This is a genomic window from Synechococcus sp. 8F6, from assembly GCF_002252665.1.
Classification (GTDB): Bacteria; Cyanobacteriota; Cyanobacteriia; order PCC-6307; family Cyanobiaceae; genus Cyanobium_A.
Window position 1 is genome coordinate 104692 of sequence record NZ_NQKZ01000005.1, and the last position, 20661, is coordinate 125352.

Here is a 20661-nt window from a genome sequence, read left to right on the forward strand (position 1 = left end):
GCTTTAGGCGGCTGGGAAAACGCTAGAGGCGGCCTGCAGAAATGGCTGGGGGTCCTGGTCGCGGCGATGGGCCACCGGAATGGGCGGGCCCTGGGCGGTGCCGTCCTCGGGATCGAGGCCGGCGGTGGCCTCCAGGGCCTGACGGAGGCGCCGGGCCGCATGCAGGGGCATGTCCCGCGGCACGCTGATGCGATCGCGCAGGTAGCGCAGGGCGGCCGCGCTGCCGGCCGCCGGCACCAGGCGCTCGCCCCAGCTTTGGGGTTCGCCACGCCTTTGCGTTTCGCCACGGATCAAGGCCGTGAGGGCGGTGCGCAGGGGCTGGTCGAATCCGGCCGCCCCCAGGGGGCTGCGCGCCAGGATTGCTTGCCGGTGTTTGAGCACCCGAGCAAGGGCTACCGCCGCCGCATCGGAGGGTTCGCCGTGGCTGGTTTCCGGATCGGATGCATCGATCGGCCAGGGGCCCTGATCGATGCGGGCGGCCAGATCGCGCTGAGCTGGCGTGCCACTGGCGTAGCAGCCGCCCATCTGGGGCGGCAGGTCGTGGGCGTGAGTGTGGAAATCGCTTTGGGTGCCGAGGTAGGTGGAGCGCTGCTCCAGCGCTGCAAACCAGCGATCAATGGCCGGATGCTCCTGCCGCAGCAGAAAGCCCTTGTAGTAGGTCAGGCTGGCCGCCATCCGCTCCACGTAGGGCACGAACACCAGATCAGCTGTGCTCAGCTCATCCAGCAAAAACGGGCCGGAGTGTTGGTCGAGCGCCTGCTCAAATCCAGCAGCAATGCGCTGAAAGGCCGCCTGGGCCGAGGCCTCCTGCTGCGGACGGAGGCCAGGACTGCACAGCCACTGGCACCAGGCGCGAAACAACACGCGTTCGAGCTGGCGCAGGGGCAGCACTGCGGGGTCGGCCATGCCCGGGCCCAGGCTGCCGAAGGCTGCTTCGAGGGCCTCAAGAATGCGGTCGCTCTCGGTGATCAGTCGGCCATCGATCGCCAGAGCAGGCAACATGCCGGAAGGCACCAGCTGTCGAAACCAGGCCTCCTTCTCGCCGTAGCAAAACATGGTGACCTTGCGGATCCGGTAGGGAATCCGCTTTTCCTCCAGCCACAGCCACACCTTCTGGCAGTAGGGGCACCAGGCGTGGTGGTCGCGGAACAAGGTGACCCGCACCGCCTGCTCCGGCTGGCCAAACAGACGCAGGCCGGCCTGGGCGCTGGTGGGACCGTTGACGGGATCGGCTGGGGGCGCCGCCAGACGTTCGAGCTCGTGCCAGCTCAGCTCTGCGTTCGCCATCGGCGCCATCCCCATCCCTGCAGCAGCCTCGTTTCTAGTGGCTCGCGGCACCAGAGGGGCATTCCCTAGGGCAAATCGACTTCTCGACGATGCAATTCGATGTTCGACGCCTTCACCAAGGTTGTTGCCCAGGCTGATGCCCGTGGCGAATTCATCAATGCCGGTCAGATCGACGCCCTTGCCGCCATGGTTGCCGAGAGCAACAAGCGCATGGACACGGTGAACCGCATCACCTCCAACGCTTCCGCCATCGTCACCAACGCGGCGCGCGATCTCTTCGATCAGCAGCCCGCCCTGATCGCACCCGGTGGCAACGCCTACACCCATCGCCGCATGGCTGCTTGCCTGCGCGACATGGAGATCATCCTTCGCTACGTCACCTACGCCATCTTCACCGGCGACGCTTCCGTGCTGGAAGACCGCTGCCTGAACGGCCTGCGTGAGACCTACCTCGCCCTCGGCGTGCCCGGTGCTTCCGTGGCAGAAGGCGTGCGCAAGATGAAGGACGCCGCTATCTCGATCGCCAACGATCGCAACGGCATCACCCCCGGCGACTGCTCCGCCCTCATGAGCGAAGTTGGCACCTACTTCGACCGCGCTGCTGCTGCAGTCGGCTGATTGGCTCCAGCCAGCTAATCGAAGCCAGCCAGCCGAGCTCACTTGAGCCCGGTTGGCTGGTTTTTTGATGGCAGCCTGGCCAGGCTCAATCAATCCAGGGTGACGTCGCCGGTTTCGCCCGTGCGGATGCGGATCGAGGCCTCAACCGGCATGACAATGATCTTGCCATCGCCCACTTCGCCGGTTTGGGCGGTCGATTTGATCGCCTCAATCATCCCAGCCATGGCTGCGTCGGTGACAACCGTGGTGATCATGACCTTGGGCAGCAATCTGGCCTCCACCTTCACGCCGCGATAGACCTCGGTGTGCCCCATCTGCTTGCCGAAACCCTGCACGGAGGTGACGGTCATGCCATTGATGCCGAGACTCACCAGCGCATCCTTGACGGCGTCAAGCTTTTCGGGGCGGATGATGGCTTGAATCTGTTTCACGCGATACCAATGCTGATCTTCTCCTGTCTAGCCACGACCCGACCGCAGTTCTGTAGCAACCGCAGCTGAGCGGTGGCCCTGGCTCGGTGGCGAAACACTCCAAAACAATTCCCCCGGTGGCGCCACTCACGGCAGCAGCAGCCGGGGGATCAAATCACTGAGAGCAATGCCTTGGCGGGGCGCTGCTGGGAGCGGGAGCTCGATTTGGTATCAAAACAAACACCTCATCCCCCTGGTAGCGCGCATCCTTTATTGCGAAGGGATTTCGACGATCCCCAACCTGAGCAGCCGTCCCTCTGATCTGCCCATGACCAATTCTTCCATTCCTCCAAGGCGCAAGCGCCTGCAAGAGGCGAGTCTGTATGAAGCTCCGATGATGCTCCTGCGCAGCTTGCGCGGTTTGGCCTCCGGCAGCTCCCTGGTTTGGCTTGCCTGTGTGCCCCTGGCCCTGTTTGGCCTGGGTGTGTTCAATCTCTCGGCCCATGCCGCCGAGCTGCCTGAGCTCACACCGGCCTTCCTGGCCAACAACATGTTTATTTTTATCTGTGCGGTCCTGGTGATCTTCATGAACGCCGGCTTCGCCATGGTGGAGGCGGGCATGTGTCGTCAGAAGAACGCCGTCAACATCCTGCTGAAGAACCTGATCGTGTTTGCCTTGGCCGCCTCGGCCTACTGGCTGATCGGCTATTCCCTGATGTATGGCGATTCGCTGGTGGATGGATGGCTCTACTTTAAAGGGCTGTTCTTCGACCCCAGCGTTACCGCTGAGATGGTGACCGAGGCCTCCCTCGTTCCCACGGTTGATTTCTTCTTCCAGGTGGCCTTCGCCGCCACAGCCGCCACCATCGTTTCCGGCTTGGTGGCCGAGCGCATCAAGTTTGGCGAGTTCGTGATCTTCTCTCTGGTGCTGGTGGGCTTCCTCTACCCCATCTCCGGCTCCTGGCAGTGGAACGGTGGCTGGTTGAGCGAGCTCGGCTTCATCGACTTCGCTGGCTCCTCGATCGTGCACTCCTTCGGTGCCTGGGCAGGAGTTGTGGGCGCCATGTTGCTCGGCCCCCGCATCGGCAAGTTCATTGACGGCAAAACCCAGGCACTTCCTGGCCACAACATGGCCATTGCCACTCTGGGTTGTCTGATCCTTTGGATCGGCTGGTATGGCTTCAACCCCGGCTCCGTGCTGGCCATGGATGAAACCGTGCCCTACGTGGCTGTCACCACCACCCTCGGTGCCGCTGGTGGCGCCATCTCCGGCACCGTGATCTCCCAGATCCGTGGCGGCAAGCCCGACCTCACCATGACCATCAACGGCATCCTGGCTGGTTTGGTGAGCGTGACGGCCGGTTGTGACGGCTTCTCGATGGCCGGCTCCTGGATAGCTGGCTTCATCGGTGGCGGTCTGGTGGTGTTCTCGGTAGCCCTGCTCGATTCCCTCAAGATCGACGATCCGGTTGGTGCCTTCTCTGTGCACGGCACCTGCGGCATCTGGGGCACCCTGGCAGTAGGCATCTTCAACATGGATGCAGGCCTGTTCTACGGCCACGGCTTCACCCAGCTGGGCTACCAGATCGTGGGTGTGCTGGCCTACGGGATCTTCGCGGTGGTGACGTCCTGGATCGTCTGGTCCATCATCGGCGCCCTGTTCGGTGGCATTCGTGTTCCCGACAAGGAAGAGATCGAAGGTCTCGACATCGGCGAGCACGGCATGGAGGCCTATCCAGACTTCGCTGCCACGGCCAAGTGAATGTCGCTCCATTGACGACCCTCATTGCGTTCTGAGCCCACGCAAGTGCTCATCCTCCTGCCCGCGGTCCGCCGCGGGCTTTTTTGTTGGCATGCGGCTCGACCTGGTGCCCGAGGCCAACCCTGCCTACGGTCCAGTCGGTCGTGCACCCCAATCTCGCCACCATCTCGCCATGGTCGACAGCCTCACCCTCGACGAGCTGAGCAGGGAATTCGAGGCTGATGCCCCGCTGGATGGCGACTTCCTGGTGCTGACCCTCGCGGCGGCGCTGATCTCCAGCCTGGGCCTGCTGGCCAACAGTGCCGCCGTGGTGATCGGGGCGATGGTGATTGCTCCCTGGATCCTGCCCCTGCGGGCCATGGCGTTTTGGATGTTGCAAGGGCGGCTGGCCTTGGCGGGCAAAGCTCTCCTGACCCTCAGCATCGGCATCGGACTCACGGCCCTGCTCTCCGCCATGGTGGGCTTTGGGGTGGGCATGCCGCTGTTGGGCGACGAGGTGACGACCCGCACCTCCCCCAACCTGCTCGATCTGGGCATTGCCCTGGTGGCCGGTGCTGCAGCGATCTACGCCAAGGTGCGCAGCCGAGCCGTGTCCTCGCTGGTGGGCACCGCCATCGCCGTGGCCCTGGTGCCACCGGTGTGCGTGCTGGGACTGCTGGTTTCAGCCGGCGAATGGGAAGGCGCACGGGGTGCTGGACTGCTCTTCGCCACCAACCTGCTGGGCATCCTCAACGGCGCCTTGATGATGCTGGCCATCGGTCAACCCCAGCTGCGACGAGTCTGTGGCGCAGTCGGATGGGCTGGGTGAGTTTGCTGTTCACGGCTCTGCTGGTGCTCCCGTTGAGCAGCAGTTTTGTGCAACTAATGCGCCAATCCCAGCTGCAGCTCGAGCAGCAGCGGATTGAACGGGCCATCGCCAAAAGCCTGCAGACCGAGACCCTCACCATCGGCCGCGATTCCCAGTTGGTGGGCGTCAGCATCGACTGGAAAAAACGCCACCGCTGATCCGGGCATCCGTGCGGGTGAGCCAACCCAACCTGCCGACCCCGGCCCAGGTGGCGGCAGTGCAGAACTTCATCAACAGGCAACAACCCAATCGCTACAAACTGGTGGTGCAGCGCAGCGCCATCGACATCGTTGGCCCTGAGCTCGAGCCGATCCCAGTCCAACCCAGCCCAACCAAGCCCTGATCGGCCTCATACCAGCCGTGATCCCCTGCCTGCTGGCGCTGCTGGGAATCGAACACCGCGGCGCAGCGATCTCTGCAGCGACCCGGTGGAGCTGGTCGAGCCCAACGCCATGGTGCTGGGCACAACCGATGGCCTCTGCCCCAGCAGCCGCACCTTGGTGCTGAAGGCCTTCGATCAGCGGGGCTTTGTGTTTTTCACCAACTACTGCAGCCGTCTGGGGGCCTCGGTGTCGCAGCAGAGTTCGGCGATTCGCTCCCGGGCGATCCTGGAGCAGCAGTGGGAGGAGCTGACGCGCCGCTTTGCTGGCACGGAGGTGCCCCTCCCGGTTGGCTGGGGAGGATTTCGCGTGCAGCCACAGGAGACGGAATTTTGGCAGGGCCGGGAACATCGCCTGCACGATCGCTTCCGCTAGCGCCGGGCTAACGCAGACGCCGGAGAGGGCGAGGGTGCAGCTGAATGGATCATCGAGCGCGTGGCGCCCTGAAGCGCAGCCGCTGGGATGGCGAGCTGCTGCTCACTCCAGTGGGCCAGCAACGCCGCCAGCAGGGTTGAACGATCGCCGCGAAAACGAAGCATGGGAGCCCGAACGAAAGGCAGCCTCGATGCTGACTCCACCAGCCCGAGCGCCCTGCTGCTCTCGCCACCACCTCGCGCAACCAATGGCACAAAAGCCCGTTCCCACCCGCCAGGGGCAAGCGCTGGTGCTACACCGTGACCAGCCCCTGGCCACACCCCACCAGCCACGCGAGCAGCTGTTGCCCATGAAAGAACTGACCAGCGCCATCAACCACCACCTTGCGGCGGAATTTCAGGCCAGCCACAGCTACCTGGCCATGTCGATCTGGCTGCGGGAGAAGGACCTGGCTGGGTTTTCGGCCTACATGCTCGAAAAGAGCAATGAGGAGCGCGGCCATGCCGCCCGGATGATCGCCTACCTGGTGGACAGCGACGAGCAGGTGGAACTGCCCACCATCGACGCTCCCGAACGCAGCTGGCCCTCGGTGCAGCAGCTGTTCGATCAGGTGTACGACATGGAGAAGGGGGTGACGGCCTCGATCAATCGTCTCTACTCGCTCGCCGAAAAGCTGGGCGAGCGCAGCGCCACCGCCATGCTCGATTGGTTTGTGGCCGAGCAGCTCAAAGAGGAAGCGGAGGCTCGCTTTGTGTGCAAGCGGTTGCGGCTGGCTGGCGACAACAGCGCTGCCCTGCTCCTGCTCGACCAGCAGTTTCTCGAAGGCAATGCCCTGGCCCACGTCAAGGGCGGCCTCAGCGGAGCCAATGGGGCCTGAGCAGAGCCGCTAAGGACTGTGACCCTCGTCAGACGCCCCTGAGCGCGCTCCCTACGTTTCGAGCAGCGGGATGAGGCAGGCAAGCACCATGACCGAACTCGGCAAGTGCCCTTTCAACCACGGCGGAGCAGCGGTGGCGGGCCGCGGCCCCACGCCGCGCGACTGGTGGCCCCAGCAGCTCAACCTCGGGATCCTGCACCAGCACAGCCCGGCCGCCAATCCGCTTGGGGAGGCGTTCGACTACACCGCAGCCTTCCAACAGCTCGACTACGCCGGCCTCAAGCGCGACCTGATCGCGCTGATGACCGACTCCCAGGACTGGTGGCCCGCCGACTGGGGCCACTACGGCGGCCTGTTCATCCGCATGGCCTGGCACAGCGCCGGCACCTACCGCACCGCCGATGGCCGCGGCGGCGGCGGCACCGGCAACCAGCGCTTCGCGCCGATCAACAGCTGGCCCGACAACGGCAACCTCGACAAGGCCCGCCGGCTGCTCTGGCCGATCAAGCAGACCTACGGCAACCAGATCTCCTGGGCCGACCTGATGATCCTGGCCGGCAACGTCGCCCTGGAATCGATGGGTTTCCAGACCTTCGGCTTTGGCGGCGGCCGCGCCGACATCTGGCAACCCGAAGAAGACATCTACTGGGGCAACGAGACCACCTGGCTCGGCGATGCGCGCTACAGCGGCGATCGCCAGCTGGAGAACCCGCTTGCGGCGGTGCAGATGGGCCTGATCTACGTGAACCCCGAGGGCCCCAATGGCGTGCCCGACCCGGTGGCCTCAGGCCGCGACGTGCGCGAGACCTTCCTCCGCATGGCGATGAATGACGCGGAGACCGTGGCCCTCACCGCCGGCGGCCACACCTTCGGCAAGGCCCACGGCGCCGGCAGCGCCGAGCTGCTGGGCCCTGCTCCCGAGGGGGCACCGCTGGAGGAGATGGGCCTGGGCTGGCGCAGCCGCCACGGCAGCGGTGTGGGGGCCGACGCCACCACCAGCGGGATCGAGGGCGCCTGGAAACCCAACCCCAACCGCTGGGACATGGGCTACTTCGACATGCTGTTCGGCTACGAGTGGGAGCTGATCAAGAGCCCGGCCGGCGCCTGGCAGTGGCAGGCCAAAGACTGCCGCGAGGAGCACCTGATCCCCGACGCCCACATCCCCGGACTCAAGCACCCGCCGATGATGACCACGGCGGATCTGTCGCTGCGCTTCGATCCGATCTACGAGCCGATCTCGCGCCACTTCCACCAGCACCCGGAGGCCTTCGCCGATGCCTTCGCCCGGGCCTGGTTCAAGCTCACCCACCGCGACATGGGGCCCAAGAGCCTCTACCTCGGCCCCGAGGTGCCCGAGGAAGACCTGATCTGGCAGGACCCGATTCCAGCGCTGGATCACCCCCTGGTGGAAGGGGCCGCCATCGCCGATCTCAAGGCGCGGGTGCGGGCGTCGGGGCTGAGCGTGGCTGAACTGGTGAGCACTGCCTGGGCCTCGGCCTCCAGCTTCCGCGGCTCCGACAAGCGCGGCGGCGCCAACGGCGCCCGGGTGCGCCTGGCCCCGCAGAACAGCTGGGCCGTGAACCAGCCCGAGCAACTGCAGCGGGTGTTGGCGGTGCTCGAGGGCATCCAGCAGGCCTTCAACGCCTCCCGCTCAGATGGCGTGCGCGTGTCGCTGGCGGATCTGATCGTGCTAGCGGGTGGCGTGGGCGTGGAGCAGGCGGCCGCCGCCGCGGGCATGCCGGTGGAGGTGCCGTTCACGCCGGGCCGGATGGATGCCAGCCAGGAGCAAACGGATGCGGCCTCGTTTGCGGTGATGGAGCCGCAAGCCGATGGCTTCCGCAACTGGCAGAAGAGCCCGATGAGCGTGGCCGCCGAGCACCTACTGGTGGACCGCGCCCAACTGCTGGGCCTGAGCGCCCCGGAGATGACCGTGCTGGTGGGAGGCCTGCGGGTACTGGGTGCCAACACCGGCGGCAGCCGCCATGGCGTGTTCAGCGAACGGCCGGGGGTGCTGAGCAACGACTTCTTCGTGAACCTGCTCGACATGGCGACCACCTGGACGCCGGTGGATGAGACCGGCGAGCTGTTTGAGGGGCGCGACCGCCAGAGCGGGGCGCTGCGCTGGAGCGGCACCCGGGTGGATCTGGTGTTCGGCTCCAACTCGCAACTGCGTGCCATCGCTGAGGTGTATGCCCAGAGCGATGGCGCCGGCCGCCTGGTGTGCGACTTCGTGGCCGCCTGGGTGAAGGTGATGGAGGCCGATCGCTTCGACCTCCAGGGCCGAACCCAAGCAGAGCGCAGGGAGAAGCCAGACATCAATCCGCGAAACCGAGAATTACTTTAACGCCTTTATGCGGCTATAGTCATTCTATTGCCGTGGATCCCAATGGCTGTCGCCTCTGCGCCCATCTCCCTGGCCGCCGCCGCCGGGGGCAGCGCGCTGCTGTTCCGCCAGCTCTTTGATGCCGACACCGGCACCTTCACCTACCTGCTGGTCGACGTGCCCAGCGGCGAGGCGGTGCTGATCGATTCGGTGTTCGAGCAACAGCACCGCGACCTCTCCCTGATCCGTGAACTGGGCATCACCCTGGTGGCGTCGATCGACACCCACGCCCATGCCGACCACGTCACCGGCAGCTGGCTGATGCACCAGGCCACAGGCTGCGCCATCGGCCTGGCCGCGGCCGTCCGTGCCGAAAACGTCACGCTGCCGCTGGCCCATGGCGATCGCATCCGCTTCGGCGGACGGCACCTGGAGGTGCGCAGCACCCCCGGCCACACCGATGGCTGCCTCAGCTTCGTGCTGGACAACCACGCCATGGCCTTCAGCGGCGATGCCCTGCTGGTGCGCGGCTGCGGCCGCTGCGACTTCCAGCAGGGCAACGCCCACACCCTGTGGCGCTCCATCACCGAGCAGATCCTGTCGCTGCCGGAGGCCTGCCTGCTCTATCCCGCCCACGACTACACCGGCCGCAGCGTCACCTCCGTCGCGGAAGAAAAGGCGTTCAACGCACGCCTCGGCGGCGCCGCCACCGAGCGGGATTTCGTGGGCCACATGGAGAACATGAAACTGCCCCACCCCCACAAGATCGCCGAGGCCCTGCCCGGCAACATGCGTTCTGGTAAGCCGCGCGACCAAGCCGCCCCCGAAACCTGGGCACCCCTGCAGCGCAGCTATGCCGGTCTGCCGGAACTCAGCCCAGACTGGCTGGCCGATCACAGCAGCAGCGTGACCGTGGTGGACGTGCGCTCAGGCGAAGAGTTCAACGGCCCCGACGGCCGCATCCCGGGCAGCGTGCTGTTGCCGCTGCCCGACCTGGACAACCGCAAGCACGAGCTGCCCGCGGATCGCCCCGTGGTGCTGGTGTGCCATTCCGGCAGCCGCTCAGCCCTCGCCACCCAGCAGCTGCTCAAGGCCGGCCGCCAGCAGGTGGCCAACCTCCGCGGTGGCATCAGCCGCTGGGAGGCCGACGGCTATCCGATCGAACGCCTGACCAGCAACTGAATCGTCTCCCTCTGCTCCGTTCCCTCCTCCGCCTTGCAAACCATGAGCCCCAGCATCAGCGCCCACGATCTGGCCGAACAGCTCCACTCCCAGCGCGTTGCCGTGATCGATGTGCGTGAGCCGATGGAATACGCCAGCGGCCACATCGCCGGCAGCCTCAACGTGCCCCTCGCACGCCTGCACCTGGCCAACCTGCCCCAGGGCCCGCTGGTGCTGGTGTGCCAGAGCGGCCAGCGCAGCAGCAAAGGTGTGCAAAACCTCCTGCAGCAGGGCTATTCCCACCCCGTCAACGACCTGGCGGGCGGCCTGCCCAGTTGGCAGCAGGCAGGCCTGCCGGTGCGCGCACTCAAGAATGCCCCCCTGCCATTGATGCGTCAGGTGCAGATCGCCGCCGGCTCGCTCGTGCTGCTGGGCCTGATCCTCAGCAACACCGTGGCCCCCGCCTGGATCCTGCTCAGCTGGTTTGTCGGGGCGGGACTGGTGTTTGCCGGCGTGAGTGGCTTCTGCGGCATGGCGCGCCTGCTGGCGGTGATGCCCTGGAACAAAGTGGACCTGTAATGGATCCCTCCAGCCTCGCCCTGTTGGCAAGCGGTGGTGTTCTGATTGGCTTTCTGCTCTCGGTGCTCGGTGCCGGTGGCTCGATCCTGCTGCTGCCCTTGCTGGTGAGCGGCGCGGCCCTGCCCACCCGGGAGGCCGTTCCCCTCTCGCTGCTGGTGGTGATGCTGCTGGCCCTGGCCAACCTGGGGCCTTACTTGCGCCGCGGCCAGTTCGCCCCCCGTCCAGCCCTGATCCTCGGCCTGCCGGCCCTGGCGGGCAGCTGGGTCGGCGGCAGCTGGGTGAAAGCCGGCCTCATTCCCGAGCCAGTGCAGCTGGCCATTTTCGCCCTCGCCGCCCTGGTGGCCGCCTGGCTGCTCAGCCGCCGCACCCTTGTGGCCAACGCCGATGGCATCCGGCGCACCCAGCCAGTGGCCCTGGCCATTCAAGGGGTGCTGGTGGGGCTGCTCACCGGCATCGCCGGCGTGGGCGGTGGCTTTGCCATCGTGCCGGCCCTGGTGTTGCTGGCGGGCCTGCCGATGGCCCTGGCCAGCGGCACCAGCCTGCTGCTGATCGCCGTGAATGCCCTGGTGGCGTTGGCGGCCCTGGGCCACTGGCCCACCGCCAGCCTGCCGCTGATGGCTCCCCTGTTGGTGGGCGGCGCCGTTGGGGCCGTGGTGGGCCAGCGGCTAGCTCCCCAGCTCAGCGACCGCCTCCTGCGCCAGGGCTTCGCGCTGATGCTGCTCGGCACGGCTGCCCTCACCGGCGCCGAGGCCTGGCGGCGCCATCACCTGCCCACCGAAGCCGCCATCACCTGGCCCTCCTCCCCCCATCAGCCGTAGCACCCCATTCGCCATTCTGTTGTCCTGATTGCCCACGCCCTCCAGCCATGAGCGACCACTTCGATCTGATCGTGCTTGGCGCCGGCTCCGGTGGCCTGGCCGCCGCCAAGCGGGCCGCCAGCTACGGCGCCCGGGTAGCGATCGTGGAGGGCGATCGGGTGGGCGGCACCTGCGTGATCCGCGGCTGCGTGCCCAAGAAGCTGCTGGTGTACGGCTCGTCCTACCGGCACCTGCTGGCCGATGCCACCAGCTACGGCTGGGAGGTGGGCGACGTGCGCCTCGACGCGTCCCGTTTGCTCGCCAACGTGCGCACCGAGGTGGATCGGCTCAACACCCTGCACATCGGTTTTCTGGAGAAAGCCGGCGTGGAGCTGGTGCGGGGCTGGGGCCGGTTCAGCAGCGCCACCAGCGTGGTGGTAACGGGCGCCGACGGGAGCGAGCGAGCGCTCCAGGGCCAGCAGATCCTGATCGCCGTGGGCGGCCGGCCCCAGCGCCCCGAGATCCCCGGCGCCGAGCTGGGCTGGCTCAGCGACGACATGTTTGAGCTGGAGAGCCTGCCCGACACCATGGTGGTGGTGGGTGCCGGTTTCATTGCCTGCGAATTCGCCGGCATCCTCAATGGCCTGGGCGTGCAGGTGACCCAGCTGGTGCGCGGCGATCACCTGTTGCGCGGCTTCGATCGCGAGGCCAGCGAGGCGGTGCGTGCCGGCATGGAAGCAGACGGCATCGAGATCCGCTTCACCCACTCGCCCGCGGCGATCACCGGCCAGTGCGCCCCCGGCGAGCTCAGCGTTACCACCCAAAGCGGCGAATCGATCGCCTGCGGCGGCGTGCTGCTGGCCACCGGCCGCAAGCCCTTCCTCAAGGGCCTCAACCTCGAGGCCGCCGGGGTGGCGGTGGAGGGCAGCCGCATCCCGGTGGATGCCGATCAGCGCACCAACGTACCCGGCATCTTTGCCGTGGGCGATGTAACCGACCGCATCAACCTGACACCGGTGGCCGTGGATGAGGGCCGCGCCTTCGCCGACACGGAGTTTGGCCACAAGCCCCGCCAGGTGGACCACAGCCTGGTGGCCTGCGCGGTGTTTTCCCAGCCGGAGCTCGCCAGCGTGGGGCTCACCGAGGAGCAGGCGATCGGCCGTTGCGGTGCCGATGGAATCAAGCTGCACCGGGCCCGGTTCCGGCCGATGAGCCAGGCCCTGCCGGCCCGGGATCCCAAGGTGCTGCTCAAGCTGATCGTGGACACCGCCACCAACAAGGTGCTCGGCTGCCACATGGTGGGCGAGCACGCCGCCGAGATCATCCAGATGGCGGCGATCGCCATCGGCATGGGCGCCACCAAGGCCGACTTCGACCGCACCATGGCCCTGCACCCCTCGGTGGCCGAGGAGTTCGTGACGATGCCGGATTGAACAGCCTGCCGAATTGAACAGCCTGCCCAACTAGTTGCCAAACCAGATGCCGATCAAGCAGCCAACCGGCGCTTGCACAGCTCGTCTGCAACCCTCACCCCAGCAAATCCTTGCGGAGTTTGCGGATCCGATCCAGCAGCTCCGCTCGCCGTTGTTGCTTGAAGGCGTTGTAGGCCAGGCTGTTCAGCAGAGTCACCAGCCCCACCAGCTCCAGCAGCCCGCCCACCAGGGGGATCTCGTTGATGGCCCCAAGGGTGGCGCCGGTGAGCTTCAGGGCAATGCCAGCCAGCACCGCCAGAGCAAGGATCTGCAGAGCCGGCACCAGATCGGCCAGCGACTGAAGCGGGGTGGCACCAAGCTTCTGCAGCAACTGGTTGAGAAACTGCAACGGCAGACCCAGCACCGCGCTGGCTCCCGACTCGGCGTTGGTGGGGTCGGATGGGACAGGCTCAGTTGTGGCCAGCGGCGCCGCCGTGGCCACTGGAATGTCCAGCGTCGGGGGCTCCGTGGCCGGTTCAGGCTCGAGGCTGATCTCTGGGTTGATCGGCAGAGCCTCTGGGTTGATCGCCTGAACCTCTGCGTCTGCCAAGGCACCAACCAGCACAGGCCAGAGTTGTTATAAAGCGGGCTTCAGCCGGCGGCCAGCCCCTTCTCGTCGAAGACGCCTTCAAACAGCACCGAACTGAGATAGCGCTCGCCGGAATCGGGCAGCACCACAACGATCGTCTTGCCGGCGTAGGCATCCTCCCGGGCCAGACGCAGGGCAGCGGTGGTAGCCGCGCCGCAGGAGATGCCGGCCAGGATGCCCTCCTCCTTCATCAACCGGCGGGCCATGGCCACCGCCTCCTCGTCGGTCACCGTCTCCACCCGGTCCACCAGATCGAGCTCGAGGTTGGCGGGCACAAACCCGGCACCGATGCCCTGAATCTTGTGGGGACCGGGCTTGAGCTCCTGGCCTGCCTTCGCCTGGGAAATCACCGGACTGTTGGTGGGCTCCACCGCCACCGACACCAACGGCTTGCCCAGGGTGCCCTTGATGTAGCGACTCACGCCGGTGATCGTGCCGCCGGTGCCGACGCCCGCCACCAGCACATCCACCTTCCCTTCGGTATCGGTCCAGATCTCTGGGCCGGTGGTGTCGTGGTGAATCTGGGGATTGGCCGGATTGGAAAACTGCTGCAGCAGCACGTAGCGGTCGGGATCGGATGCCGCCATCTCCTTGGCGGTGCCGATGGCACCGGGCATGCCCATGCGTCCCTCGGTGAGCACCAAGTGGGCGCCGTAGGCGGTGAGCAGCTTGCGGCGCTCCAGGCTCATGGTTTCCGGCATGGTGAGGGTGAGAGGAATGCCCTTAGCCGCCGCCACGAAGGCCAGGGCGATGCCCGTGTTGCCGCTGGTGGGCTCCACCAACTCCTTGCCAGGGCCCAGCAGTCCCTCCTGTTCCGCCCGCCAGATCATGGCGGCACCAATGCGGCACTTCACCGAGAAGGCGGGGTTGCGGCCCTCGATCTTGGCCAGCACCCGGGCCTGACAACCCTCAGTCACCCGATTGAGCTGCACCAAGGGGGTTTTGCCGATGGTGAGGCTGTTGTCGGCGTAGATGCTGGTCATCCGATCAGGGCGGCCGTTCTTTGCCCGCAGCCTAGGAATGCCGGCGTCCCAGACACCCCCAACCCAAGTGGATTGTGAAGAGCCAGCGGCAACACGGCCCCAAAGGCACCAACCCGCCGGCTGTGATTCCTAAGGTTCCCGCCACCTCTTGCATGGTTCGGCGATGGCAACCACGTCGGCGCCCCCTCGGCGCACGGCCCTGCTGAATCACATCAGCACCACCAATATCAAAGGTGACCTCTTCGGCGGCGTCACCGCGGCAGTGATCGCCCTGCCCATGGCCCTGGCCTTCGGGGTGGCCTCCGGCGCCGGAGCCGCCTCAGGCCTGTGGGGCGCTGTGTTGGTGGGCCTGTTTGCTGCTTTGTTTGGCGGCACGCCATCACTGATCTCCGAGCCCACCGGGCCGATGACCGTGGTGATGACCGCCGTGATCGCCAGCTTCACCGCCCGCGATACCGAGAACGGTCTGGCCATCGCTTTCACCGTGGTGATGCTGGCGGGTGTATTCCAGATCGCCTTCGGCCTGCTGAAGCTGGGCCGCTACATCACCCAGATGCCTTACACGGTGATCTCGGGCTTCATGAGCGGCATCGGCATCATCCTGATCATCCTGCAGCTGGGCCCCTTCCTCGGTCATGCCATCCCCAAAGGCGGTGTGATCGGCACCCTCAATGCCCTGCCGCAGCTCATTCAGACCGCCCGTTTGCCTGAAGTGGTGCTGGCCCTGATCACCCTGGCCATCCTCTGGTTCACCCCAGCGGCGCTCAAGAAAATCGCCCCGCCCCAGCTGATTGCACTGGTGGCCGGCACGCTGCTTTCGCTCACCCTGCTGCAGGGCGACATCGCCTCCGGCGGTGAAGGTGTTCGCCGAATCGGCGCAATCGCCTCGGGTTTCCCCCAGCTGCGCATGCCCTACATGGAGCTGGGCCTGGCCAGCAAGATGCTGATTGATGCCGCCGTGCTGGGCATGCTCGGCTGCATCGACGCCCTGCTCACCGCCGTGATCGCCGACAGCGTCACCCGCACCGAGCACAACTCCAACAAAGAACTCATCGGCCAGGGCCTCGGCAACCTCGCCTCCGGACTGTTTGGTGGCCTTCCCGGTGCCGGCGCCACCATGGGCACCGTGGTGAACATCCAGGCCGGCGGCCGCAGCGCCCTCTCGGGCATCAGCCGGGCCTTGATTCTGATGGTGGTGATCCTTGCTTTCACGGGCGTTGCCGCCCAGATCCCCCAGGCGGTGCTCGCCGGCATCGCCCTCAAGGTGGGTGTCGACATCGTCGACTGGGGCTTCCTCAAGCGCGCCCACCGGATCTCGATGAAGGGGGCGTTGATCATGTATCTGGTGATCGCCCTCACCGTGCTGGTGGATCTGATCGCCGCCGTTGGCATCGGCGTGTTCATCGCCAACATCCTCACCATCGACAAGATGAACGCCCTGCAGAGCAAGAGCGTTAAGTCGATCAGCACCGGCGACGGCGAACTCGATATCTCCGACGATGAAAAGGCCCTGCTGGATCAAGGCAAGGGTCAGGTGCTGTTGTTCCAGCTCAACGGCGCCATGCTCTTCGGCGTAGCCAAGGCCATCGCGCGGGAGCACAACGCCATCACCAGCTGCCAAACGGTGATCTTCGATCTGGGTGAGGTGTCACACCTGGGGGTGACCGCCGCCCTGGCCCTGGAAAATGCGGTGGAAGAAGCGGTGGAGAAAGGCCGTTCGGTCTACGTCGTGGGGGCCTGCGACGTGACCCGCCGCCGCCTCGAGAAGCTCAAGATGTTTGAACTGCTGCCCGCCGACCACACGGAGATCAGCCGCCGCGAAGCCCTGGAGCGCGCCGTTTCCGCTCTGAACTAACCCAGGCCGTAGGGCTCGGTATCGGCGGGTTCGCGGATGCCGAGCTGCTCACGCCACGCGCTGACGGGGCGATCCCAGCCCTCCTCCCAGCGGGCGGCCACTAGGCACTGGGCCTGATGCCCGATCGCCATGCCATGGGCCACCGCCTGGCTCAGTTCTTCAAAGCGCCCCATCTGGAAGCGGAAGCTGGCCAGCTGCCCGGCGGTGGTAAGCAACACGTAGGCGGGAAAGCCGATCTGGGCGGTGGTGATCGCCAGCACACCGCTCTCGCCAGCGGGCATGGTGCCAAAGCCACTCACCACGTGATGGATGTCGTGGGTGGTGGCGACCCGCTGGGTGAGCCACTGGGCCTCGGTGGTGGTGGGCCGGGGCCGGAAGAATTCCGGGTCGTAGTTGAGCTGGCGGATCAACTCGGCATAGCTGCGGCCCAGGCTGCCCTCGGGCAGCTGGATCAACCTGTCGATGTCCGGCTGGAGCGGGGGGTAGCGCTGATCGAGCATCGCTGCGCCCCCTGGCACGGCCCGGAAGCGGCGAACCGAATCCAGCATCTGGGGACTGTCGATCATGTTGTCGACCAGATCCGCCACCGAGCTCAGATCACCGCCGCTGCGACCGATCGCCCCCAGCAATTTGAGATTGTTGGCCGCCCGCAGCAGCTCCCCAAACCGTGACATCCAGCCAGACCCAACTCCATCCAGGATGACGTGCCCCTAAGGGCCTGATAGCTTTTGGCCATGAGCAGTCCGCCATAGACGCCGAGCATCACCTCGCCGCGGAAACTCTGCCGCCGGCCCAGCTGAGGCGTCAGGCCTGACACATCACTCCGTCACTTTGACTGGGCCGGGATCGGTGTATTCAGTAGTGCGTCCACAGCTGCGGTGCATACACCAATACCGACAGAGACCAGTGACAAACGATCACCAGTGACAAACGATCATTTTATGAAGGGATTCTTCCCGCCCCTGACGTCCCTGCCGAAGGAAATGCTGGCCGGCGTTGTAGTGGCCCTTGGCGTGGTGCCCGAGGCGATCGCCTTCTCCCTGGTGGCGGGGGTGGACCCAAAGATGGGCCTGTTCGCCTCGGTGGCGATCTGCTGCGTGGTGGCCTTCGCCGGCGGACGCCCCGCCATGATCTCAGCCGCCACGGCCGGCGTGGCCCTGCTGATGGGTCCCCTGGTGGCGGCCCACGGGGTGGCCTATCTGCTGGCGGCCACCCTGCTGGCGGGCCTGTTCCAGATCCTCTGGGGCTACATGCGCCTCGGCTACCAGATGCGGTTTGTGCCCCGGGCCGTGACCCTGGGCTTTGTCAACGCCATCGGCCTGCTGATCTTCCGAGCCCAGCTGCCCCAGATGGGACTGGGGGCCGATGGCGGCGAGACGGTGGCGAGCCTGGGGGGAGCGGCGGTGGCCTGGCCCAGCGTGTGGCTGCTGGTAGGCCTCGGATTGGCAATCATCTACGGCCTGCCGCGGCTCACCATGGCCGTGCCCTCGACCCTGGTGGCGATCGTGGTGATCACGCTGCTGGCCGAGGGATTGAACCTGCCGGTGCCACGAGTGGGAGATCTGGGCGAGCTGCCCAGCACGTTTCCCGGCTTCGGGCTACCGGCGGTGCCCTTCAACCTCGACACCCTGGCGATCATCCTGCCGGTGAGCCTGGCGATCTCCTTTGTGGGGCTGTTGCAGGCCTTTCTCACCGCCACCGTGATCGACGACCTCACCGATTCGGACAGCGACAAAAATGTTGAGGCCCGCGGCCAGGGGTTGGCGAACATCGCGTCGGGGCTGATCGGCGGCATGGCCGGAGCTGGCATGATCGGCCAATCGGTGATCAACGTGGAAGCCGGCGGGCGCTACCGCCTCTCCACCTTCACCGCCGGTGCCGGCTTGCTGATTCTGGTGCTGGGGCTGCGGGAGCAGCTGGCCCGCATGCCGATGGCAGCCCTGGTGGCCGTGATGATCATGGTGTCGATCAGCACGTTCAATTGGGAGTCGTTTCGGACCATCCGCAGGGTCCCCAAGAGCGACACCGCTGTGATGGTGGTGACCATGGTGATCGCCCTGATCACCAGCAACCTGGCAATCGCGGTCCTGGTGGGCGTTTCCCTGGCGGGAATCCTGTTCAGCCGCAAGGTGGCCAAGGTGGTCACCGTGCACTCCAGCTGGCTCGAGCCTGAGCACCGCCTCTACAGCGTGCGTGGCCAACTCTTTTTCGTCAGCACGGTCTACTTTCTGGACGGATTTGATCTGAGGAGCCATCCCCAGCGGATCACGATTGACATGGGCAATGCCCACATCTGGGATCAAACCGGGGTGCGCGCCCTTGACCAGGTGATCCGCAATTTGCGCCAGGGCGGCTCCAAGGTGGAGGTGTTGAACCTCAATGCCGAGAGCCTGGACCTGTTTGGGCGCATCAGCGATGCCCCAGACCTGATAGAGGGAGCCCGCTGCGAGCTGGCCCGATGAGGGCCCTGAACCACTGGCGCGGGGATCTCAGCGGTGGCCTCACCGCCGCGGTGGTGGCCCTGCCCTTGGCCCTCGCCTTCGGCGTGGCCTCCGGAGCCGGACCGATGGCCGGGCTCACCGGCGCCATCGTGCTCGGCCTCCTGGCAGCCCTGTTTGGCGGCACCCCCACCCAGGTGTCTGGTCCCACCGGTCCGATGACCGTGATCATGACCGCCGTGATCACCCTGCTGGTGGGGCGCTACGGCCAGTCCAGCGGCCTGGCAATGGCCTTCACCGTGGCCCTGATGGCGGGCGGGTTCCAGGTGGTGTTCGGCCTGATGAAGCTGGGCCAGTACATCACGATGATGCCCTACACCGTGATCTCGGGCTTCATGTCGGGGATCGGAGCCATCATTGTGGTGCTGCAGCTGCCGCCCCTTCTGGGGGTGAGCCTGGCTGGGCCGATCCCCACGATCCTGGCCAGGTTGCCCTGGGCGGTGGCCCATCTCAATCCCACGGCGCTGGCGGTGGGCTTGGCCAGTTTTGCGTTGGTGGTGCTCTACCCCAAGCGCTGGAACTTCCTGCTGCCGGCCCCCCTGGTGGCGCTGGCAGTGGTGAGCGGGGTCTCGGTGCTGTGGCTGCCAAGCGGCGCCCTGCCGAGGCTGGGGGCCATGCCCACCGGCCTGCCCCAGCTCCAATGGCCCCAGGTGGGCTGGGGGGATCTGCGCACCCTGGCGGGCTTCGCTCTCACCCTGGCGGTGCTGGGCTCGATCGACTCGCTGCTCACCTCCCTGGTAGCCGACAACATCACCCGCAGCCAGCACGATTCCGACCAGGAATTGATCGGCCAGGGCATCGGCAATATGGCCAGCGCCTTGCTGGGTGGCCTGCCGGGTGCCGGTGCCACGATGCGCACCGTCACCAACGTGCAGGCAGGCGGGCGCACGCGGTTGTCGGGCATGGTGCATGCCCTGGTGCTGCTGCTGATCACCCTCGGGGCGGGTTCGTGGGCCAGCCCGATTCCCCATGCGGTGCTGGCCGGCATCCTGCTGAAGGTGGGGCTGGAAATTATCGACTGGTCATTCATCGTGCGGGCGCCGCTGCTGTCGCTGCGGACCACCGGGCTGATGTGGCTGGTGCTGCTGCTCACCGTGTTCTGGGACCTGATCACCGCCGTGGTGGTGGGGGTGTTTCTGGCCAACATCCTCACGATCAAACGCCAGAGCGAACTGCAGCAACAGGCCATGCGGGCGCGCAGCGGCGGTGACGGCGACCATCACGACCTCAATCTCGAGGAGCAGGAGCTGCTACGGCAGGCCGGCGACCTGCTGCTGCTGCTGCAACTCAGCGGCCCGTTGAGCTTTGGGGCCAGCAAATACCTCACCCAACTGCTCAGCTCCAGCGCCAGCTTTCACACCCTGGTGCTCGATCTCAGCGAAGTGCCGCTCCTAGGGGTGACCGCCGCCTTGGCGATTGAAACCATCTGCTTCGACTGCCGCGACCAGCAGCGGCAGGTGTTCATCGTGACCGCAACAGATCAACCGCGGGAACGCCTGCATCGGCTCAAGGTTCCAGCAATCTCTGGTGTGACACTCACCAAGAGTCGGCTGGAGGCCCTGGCTGCCGCAATCAGCCCAAAGGTGGCCTGATCAGGCGGACTCCCACTCGACTTTCACCACATCCAGCGGTCCGCGCCCACTGTGGTTGAGCTCGGTGGCCGCCCTCAGGGCTGCCTCATGGGTATGGAAGAGAAACGCCTCGCTGGTGCTGCCCACATCCACCAGACGCTGATCCTCTCCGGCAATGGCCACAAAGGAGCCATCGTTGAGCCGCCTCAGGGCGTAGCGCTCGGCCTGGGTGCAATCCATCGGGTGGGAGGGATCAATCTCAGGAGCCCAGAAGTGC

20 protein-coding genes and 1 pseudogene are annotated in these 20661 nt (G+C 66.1%); 15 read left to right on the top strand and 6 right to left on the bottom strand.

What is annotated here, in order from left to right:
* Positions 1-3: 3 nt before the first annotated feature.
* Positions 4-1296, bottom strand: coding sequence for a glutathione S-transferase family protein (locus CJZ78_RS05750; RefSeq protein ID WP_369802024.1), 1293 nt, complete (start codon positions 1294-1296; stop codon positions 4-6).
* 90 nt (positions 1297-1386) lie between these two features.
* Here CJZ78_RS05750 and CJZ78_RS05755 point away from each other — a divergent pair, with 90 nt between their 5' ends.
* Positions 1387-1905, top strand: a complete 519-nt coding sequence (locus CJZ78_RS05755) for a phycocyanin subunit beta (protein ID WP_094559941.1) — start codon at positions 1387-1389, stop codon at positions 1903-1905.
* Positions 1906-1994: 89 nt separating this feature from the next.
* On the opposite strand, the gene CJZ78_RS05760 is transcribed toward CJZ78_RS05755, so the two are convergent.
* Positions 1995-2336: a P-II family nitrogen regulator gene (locus CJZ78_RS05760; RefSeq protein ID WP_094559942.1), complete on the bottom strand. Its 342-nt coding sequence runs from the start codon at positions 2334-2336 to the stop codon at positions 1995-1997.
* 307 nt (positions 2337-2643) lie between these two features.
* On the opposite strand from CJZ78_RS05760, the gene CJZ78_RS05765 reads away from it, so the two are divergent.
* From CJZ78_RS05765 to gorA, 11 genes and pseudogenes are all read left to right on the top strand, one after another.
* Entirely contained in the window at positions 2644-4077 is a 1434-nt protein-coding gene (locus CJZ78_RS05765; RefSeq protein ID WP_094559943.1) for an ammonium transporter, read from the top strand.
* Between the two features lie 91 nt (positions 4078-4168).
* Entirely contained in the window at positions 4169-4885 is a 717-nt protein-coding gene (locus CJZ78_RS14380; RefSeq protein ID WP_233128531.1) for a DUF389 domain-containing protein, read from the top strand.
* A complete protein-coding gene (locus tag CJZ78_RS14385) occupies positions 4882-5082 on the top strand; it encodes a hypothetical protein (protein WP_233128532.1) in 201 nt (66 codons plus the stop codon). Before CJZ78_RS14380 ends, CJZ78_RS14385 begins: the two co-directional genes overlap by 4 nt.
* Before the next feature lie 17 nt (positions 5083-5099).
* Entirely contained in the window at positions 5100-5267 is a 168-nt protein-coding gene (locus CJZ78_RS14390) for a hypothetical protein (RefSeq protein ID WP_233128533.1), read from the top strand.
* A 25-nt stretch (positions 5268-5292) separates the two neighbouring features.
* Positions 5293-5676, top strand: a pseudogene (locus CJZ78_RS05775) (pyridoxine 5'-phosphate oxidase C-terminal domain-containing protein); the annotation flags it as partial.
* 352 nt (positions 5677-6028) lie between these two features.
* On the top strand, positions 6029-6556 hold the full coding sequence (locus CJZ78_RS05780) for a ferritin (RefSeq protein ID WP_094559985.1): 528 nt from the start codon (positions 6029-6031) through the stop codon (positions 6554-6556).
* Positions 6557-6644: 88 nt separating this feature from the next.
* Positions 6645-8900, top strand: a complete 2256-nt coding sequence (gene katG / locus CJZ78_RS05785; RefSeq protein ID WP_094559944.1) for a catalase/peroxidase HPI — start codon at positions 6645-6647, stop codon at positions 8898-8900.
* Positions 8901-8942: 42 nt separating this feature from the next.
* Positions 8943-10061 carry a rhodanese-like domain-containing protein gene (locus CJZ78_RS05790; protein ID WP_094559945.1) on the top strand — a complete coding sequence of 373 codons (1119 nt, stop codon included), beginning with the start codon at positions 8943-8945 and terminating at the stop codon, positions 10059-10061.
* 42 nt (positions 10062-10103) lie between these two features.
* The gene (locus CJZ78_RS05795) at positions 10104-10619 is read left to right on the top strand and encodes a rhodanese-like domain-containing protein (RefSeq protein WP_094559946.1); all 516 of its coding nucleotides are present in this window, start codon (positions 10104-10106) and stop codon (positions 10617-10619) included.
* Entirely contained in the window at positions 10619-11437 is an 819-nt protein-coding gene (locus tag CJZ78_RS05800; RefSeq protein WP_094559947.1) for a sulfite exporter TauE/SafE family protein, read from the top strand. Before CJZ78_RS05795 ends, CJZ78_RS05800 begins: the two co-directional genes overlap by 1 nt.
* Before the next feature lie 47 nt (positions 11438-11484).
* On the top strand, positions 11485-12849 hold the full coding sequence (gorA, locus tag CJZ78_RS05805; protein WP_094559948.1) for a glutathione-disulfide reductase: 1365 nt from the start codon (positions 11485-11487) through the stop codon (positions 12847-12849).
* A 94-nt stretch (positions 12850-12943) separates the two neighbouring features.
* Here gorA and CJZ78_RS05810 read toward each other — a convergent pair whose 3' ends face one another.
* Both CJZ78_RS05810 and cysK read right to left on the bottom strand, forming a co-directional pair.
* On the bottom strand, positions 12944-13438 hold the full coding sequence (locus tag CJZ78_RS05810; RefSeq protein ID WP_158217040.1) for a CAAD domain-containing protein: 495 nt from the start codon (positions 13436-13438) through the stop codon (positions 12944-12946).
* Positions 13439-13479: 41 nt separating this feature from the next.
* Positions 13480-14460, bottom strand: a complete 981-nt coding sequence (gene cysK / locus CJZ78_RS05815) for a cysteine synthase A (RefSeq protein WP_094559950.1) — start codon at positions 14458-14460, stop codon at positions 13480-13482.
* Between the two features lie 163 nt (positions 14461-14623).
* Between cysK and CJZ78_RS05820 the strand changes: the two genes are divergently transcribed.
* Positions 14624-16315 (top strand): SulP family inorganic anion transporter, encoded by a 1692-nt coding sequence (locus CJZ78_RS05820; protein ID WP_094559951.1) that lies wholly within the window; start codon positions 14624-14626, stop codon positions 16313-16315.
* On the opposite strand, the gene CJZ78_RS05825 is transcribed toward CJZ78_RS05820, so the two are convergent.
* Positions 16312-16989, bottom strand: coding sequence for a Coq4 family protein (locus CJZ78_RS05825; protein ID WP_198953850.1), 678 nt, complete (start codon positions 16987-16989; stop codon positions 16312-16314). The two genes, CJZ78_RS05820 and CJZ78_RS05825, sit on opposite strands and share 4 nt — an antisense overlap.
* Before the next feature lie 267 nt (positions 16990-17256).
* Here CJZ78_RS05825 and CJZ78_RS05830 point away from each other — a divergent pair, with 267 nt between their 5' ends.
* Together CJZ78_RS05830 and CJZ78_RS05835 are read left to right on the top strand one after the other, a co-directional pair.
* Positions 17257-18777, top strand: a complete 1521-nt coding sequence (locus tag CJZ78_RS05830) for a SulP family inorganic anion transporter (protein WP_094559952.1) — start codon at positions 17257-17259, stop codon at positions 18775-18777.
* Positions 18774-20405, top strand: a complete 1632-nt coding sequence (locus CJZ78_RS05835) for a SulP family inorganic anion transporter (RefSeq protein ID WP_094559953.1) — start codon at positions 18774-18776, stop codon at positions 20403-20405. The genes CJZ78_RS05830 and CJZ78_RS05835 overlap by 4 nt, the downstream gene beginning before the upstream one ends.
* Here CJZ78_RS05835 and CJZ78_RS05840 read toward each other — a convergent pair whose 3' ends face one another.
* Positions 20406-20624 carry a hypothetical protein gene (locus CJZ78_RS05840; RefSeq protein ID WP_143592856.1) on the bottom strand — a complete coding sequence of 73 codons (219 nt, stop codon included), beginning with the start codon at positions 20622-20624 and terminating at the stop codon, positions 20406-20408.
* Positions 20625-20661 lie beyond the last annotated feature (37 nt).

What these genes read in the sequence shown, in the direction of transcription:
- CJZ78_RS05830 (WP_094559952.1), top strand. Translation starts at nt 17,257, where the DNA reads ATGAAGGGATTCTTCCCGCCCCTGACGTCCCTGCCGAAGGAAATGCTG.
- CJZ78_RS05755 (WP_094559941.1), top strand. Translation starts at nt 1,387, where the DNA reads ATGTTCGACGCCTTCACCAAGGTTGTTGCCCAGGCTGATGCCCGTGGC.
- CJZ78_RS05800 (WP_094559947.1), top strand. Translation starts at nt 10,619, where the DNA reads ATGGATCCCTCCAGCCTCGCCCTGTTGGCAAGCGGTGGTGTTCTGATT.
- gorA (WP_094559948.1), top strand. Translation starts at nt 11,485, where the DNA reads ATGAGCGACCACTTCGATCTGATCGTGCTTGGCGCCGGCTCCGGTGGC.
- CJZ78_RS05765 (WP_094559943.1), top strand. Translation starts at nt 2,644, where the DNA reads ATGACCAATTCTTCCATTCCTCCAAGGCGCAAGCGCCTGCAAGAGGCG.
- CJZ78_RS14380 (WP_233128531.1), top strand. Translation starts at nt 4,169, where the DNA reads ATGCGGCTCGACCTGGTGCCCGAGGCCAACCCTGCCTACGGTCCAGTC.
- CJZ78_RS05825 (WP_198953850.1), bottom strand. Translation starts at nt 16,989, where the DNA reads ATGTCACGGTTTGGGGAGCTGCTGCGGGCGGCCAACAATCTCAAATTG.
- CJZ78_RS05820 (WP_094559951.1), top strand. Translation starts at nt 14,624, where the DNA reads ATGGCAACCACGTCGGCGCCCCCTCGGCGCACGGCCCTGCTGAATCAC.
- CJZ78_RS05790 (WP_094559945.1), top strand. Translation starts at nt 8,943, where the DNA reads ATGGCTGTCGCCTCTGCGCCCATCTCCCTGGCCGCCGCCGCCGGGGGC.
- CJZ78_RS05750 (WP_369802024.1), bottom strand. Translation starts at nt 1,296, where the DNA reads ATGGCGCCGATGGCGAACGCAGAGCTGAGCTGGCACGAGCTCGAACGT.
- CJZ78_RS05840 (WP_143592856.1), bottom strand. Translation starts at nt 20,624, where the DNA reads ATGGATTGCACCCAGGCCGAGCGCTACGCCCTGAGGCGGCTCAACGAT.
- cysK (WP_094559950.1), bottom strand. Translation starts at nt 14,460, where the DNA reads ATGACCAGCATCTACGCCGACAACAGCCTCACCATCGGCAAAACCCCC.
- CJZ78_RS05795 (WP_094559946.1), top strand. Translation starts at nt 10,104, where the DNA reads ATGAGCCCCAGCATCAGCGCCCACGATCTGGCCGAACAGCTCCACTCC.
- katG (WP_094559944.1), top strand. Translation starts at nt 6,645, where the DNA reads ATGACCGAACTCGGCAAGTGCCCTTTCAACCACGGCGGAGCAGCGGTG.
- CJZ78_RS05780 (WP_094559985.1), top strand. Translation starts at nt 6,029, where the DNA reads ATGAAAGAACTGACCAGCGCCATCAACCACCACCTTGCGGCGGAATTT.
- CJZ78_RS05835 (WP_094559953.1), top strand. Translation starts at nt 18,774, where the DNA reads ATGAGGGCCCTGAACCACTGGCGCGGGGATCTCAGCGGTGGCCTCACC.